The organism is Cyanobium sp. Cruz-8D1 (genome assembly GCF_024345975.1).
Classification (GTDB): domain Bacteria; phylum Cyanobacteriota; class Cyanobacteriia; order PCC-6307; family Cyanobiaceae; genus Cyanobium.
This window is the reverse complement of the sequence record NZ_JAGQCD010000095.1, coordinates 1-2,914: the sequence shown is the minus strand read 5'-3', so window position 1 is coordinate 2,914 and position 2,914 is coordinate 1. Positions and strand designations below refer to the sequence as shown.

3 protein-coding genes are annotated in these 2,914 nt (G+C 59.3%); 1 reads left to right on the top strand and 2 read right to left on the bottom strand.

The features are described 5' to 3' along the window. Positions 1 to 57 precede the first annotated feature (57 nt). Positions 58 to 258 (bottom strand): hypothetical protein, encoded by a 201-nt coding sequence (locus KBZ33_RS21240; RefSeq protein WP_255012007.1) that lies wholly within the window; start codon positions 256 to 258, stop codon positions 58 to 60. Between the two features lie 106 nt (positions 259 to 364). Between KBZ33_RS21240 and KBZ33_RS21235 the strand changes: the two genes are divergently transcribed. Continuing rightward, positions 365 to 1,792, top strand: coding sequence for a DEAD/DEAH box helicase (locus KBZ33_RS21235; RefSeq protein WP_255012006.1), 1,428 nt, complete (start codon positions 365 to 367; stop codon positions 1,790 to 1,792). A gap of 273 nt (positions 1,793 to 2,065) precedes the next feature. On the opposite strand, the gene KBZ33_RS21230 is transcribed toward KBZ33_RS21235, so the two are convergent. Beyond that, positions 2,066 to 2,617 (bottom strand): hypothetical protein, encoded by a 552-nt coding sequence (locus tag KBZ33_RS21230; RefSeq protein WP_255012005.1) that lies wholly within the window; start codon positions 2,615 to 2,617, stop codon positions 2,066 to 2,068. Positions 2,618 to 2,914 lie beyond the last annotated feature (297 nt).

Here is a 2,914-nt window from a genome sequence, read left to right as displayed (position 1 = left end):
ATCTCCGGCCAGCGGCCGTTGGCCGCAGCAATGGCATCAGAGGCCATGACGGATCGCTCACCAGCCCTGGCTGAGGACCACGTCGCGTGGAGCGGATCCGCGGTCTGAGGAAGCGAGCGCCTCGCTGAGGATGAAGCTATCCAGCACCTGGCGCAGGGCAGCTGAGCGGCTCAGGGAGCCGTGGCGCCTGCGTGCATCCAGCCAGGCCAGCTGCTCGTGGGTGATCGAAATGCTCAACGGCATTGCGTAGTCAGACATCGGAGTTGTGCTCGTGGACTGCAGCTTAGTGGCTCAGGCCAGCCCTCGTTAGGCTAAGCCTGCTGAGGGATATGGCTAGCATCTGTCCTGGTTGCCTGTGATCTCAATGGCTCCAATCGTTTTGCGTGACTACCAGCAGCAGTTGCTGGCCGACCTCCGCGCCGCCCTAAAGGTCCACCGCCGGGTCTGCGCCGTCATGCCCACCGGTGCGGGCAAGGGTCAGACCATCGGCGCCATCGTTCAGGGGGCGGCCCGCAAGGGCCGGCGGGTGCTGGTGCTCGCCCACCGGGCTGAGCTGATCGAACAGCTCACGGGCACAGTGCGGGCCTGGGGGCTGGAGCCGGATGTGATCGCCCCCGGCCAACGGCTGCAGGGCCGCCAGGTCGCCGTGGGCTCGGTGCAGACCGTGGCCCGGCGGCTGGAGCAGCTGCCACCGCCGGATCTGATCATTCAGGACGAGGCCCACCACCTGGTCGCCGGCAACGTCTGGGGCCGGATCATCGAGGCCTGGCCTGGCGCCCACCTGATCGGCAAGACCGCGACCCCAGAGCGGCTCGATGGCAAAGGGCTCGGCGTGGAGGCCGGCGGCTATTTCGAGGCCCTGGTGCTCGGGCCCTCAGCGGCCTGGCTGGTGGAGCAGGGGTGGCTGGCCAGGCCCAAGGTCTTCTCCTGGCCTGGAGCCCGCAACAGCAAACTGCGCCGCCGCATGGGCGAGTTCGATCTTGAGCAGGCGGCACGCGCTTACGGGGACCGGGCCGCCATTGGTGATGTGGTGTCGCACTACCGCCGCCGGCTTCACCCCGGCACGGCCATTGTTTTTTGCTGCACGATCGAGCACGCCGAGCAGATGGCCGCGGCCTTCCGCACTGCGGGAATCCGGGCCGCGTCGGTGAGCGGCGGCACCCCTGCCGAGGAACGCAAACGCCTGATCGCCGGGCTTGGCACCGGCGAGGTGGAGGTGCTCACCAGCTGCATGATCATTTCCGAGGGCACTGACATCCCCTCAGTCGGCGGCGCAATTCTGATGCGGCCCACCGCTTCCTTGGGCCTCTATCTGCAGATGGTGGGCCGGGCCTTGCGTCCCGCGCCAGGGAAGAGCGAGGCGGTGATCCTTGATCACGTGGGCAACGCCCATCGCCACGGCCTGCCCACCGATGAGCGCGAATGGAACCTGGCCGGCCGCAGGCGCCGTGAAGGAGTCTCGATCCCGATCAAGGACTGCCCGCTCTGCTTCTGCAGCTGCCCCAGCGCGGCACAGGTATGCCCCGACTGCGGCCATCTGTTCCTGGCTGACGAGCGACAAGAGCAGCGCCGCGGGCTGCAGCAACTTGAAGGCGAGCTTGTTGAAGTCACGGGCGCCGCCCGCCACCGGCCCAAACCCAACCAGCAGCAGAGGCCCAAGCGCAGGCACCCGGCAGCCGGCTGCCGCACCTACGAGCAGCTGCTGCAACGGGAACAGGAACGCGGCTACAAACCCGGCTGGGCCAGACATGTTTGGGCTGCTCGAGAAAGCAGGGACAGGGTCATTGGTTAGGAACAGCCAATCTGGCCCCATATGTAAAAAGATCTGCCTTGCGAGGGGTACACACAGCGGTCCTGAATAAGCCTTGAGTCTGCCCCTACGGACCATCCGGCGCCCCATTCCCACATATAGAAGATGACACTGCCCACCTCGAGTCTCAGCCAAGCCTCTCTCCACACTTGCCTCACCTACCAGGGGCAGGACCGTCAGAGTCTGCTGAGAGAAAAGAGAGACAAGTTGCTCTAATCGAAGATGGTTGCTTATGAGACAAGCAGGCTTAATTTATTAATCTAGCTGAATTGATTTCAACAGCCTTGAAAAGTCATCAAGATCCGTATCCCAGCTTATGTGAATAGGGCGATTTGTTTTTGGATTGTAGAATGATATCCAATAAGCACCGCGCTCTGAATAGATTGGGGTCTTCTTTCCGAGTACATTAACAGCATCTGCAAAAATGTTGGTTTTATCTGGTAATCTCTCCCTTTCCGTAATTATTATTGTTGACATGCCCCCGCCTGGTAATTCCAGATTATGGAGAGTTTTGGCTAGCTTATTGCAACGTATTGCCGCCAAGTCCTCGATGCGGGCTATAAACACTTCATCGCTATATCTGGCATCAAGATCAAAGTCATAATTCACTGGTAGCTCAAGATTGATGCCAAATCTTCCCAGGCTTGTCATTCTAGGAGATCTTTCGTATAAATGCATTTTAATGCAGGTTTTTTGCCATTCCACAAACTTTTTTGTATGGATCATGTTTTGAGCCAACAAGTCGCTAGGTGTCGATGCAAGCACGCTAATTGCAACTCCACAATTTAGTAATTTAAAAAGCTTCATTGTAACTTGACAAATAACTCAATTGTACCTGCTTAAATGTGCGCCACTCGGTCACATCGAATTTCGTCATAAAGGTTCTTGATAAACGACATTTGACTAATTAGTCACAAGGGGAATCGATAAGAATTTCCTCGGCTGCTTCTCATTAAAAGCTCGCTTGGTGTCTGGCGGCTGACTGACGGACACATCTCAGGTGAGACCGTTATGCGATCCCCATTGGCGCCGTGGGGTGAGGAGGCGGTGGCAGTTCGATCCGCGAGAACCAGGGCCGTTTCTGCCGTCGCCTGACCCTGCGGC

Bases quoted from the DNA above. Each gene is read 5' to 3' on its own strand.
- KBZ33_RS21240 (WP_255012007.1), bottom strand. From the start codon at position 258: ATGTCTGACTACGCAATGCCGTTGAGCATTTCGATCACCCACGAGCAG.
- KBZ33_RS21230 (WP_255012005.1), bottom strand. From the start codon at position 2,617: ATGAAGCTTTTTAAATTACTAAATTGTGGAGTTGCAATTAGCGTGCTT.
- KBZ33_RS21235 (WP_255012006.1), top strand. From the start codon at position 365: ATGGCTCCAATCGTTTTGCGTGACTACCAGCAGCAGTTGCTGGCCGAC.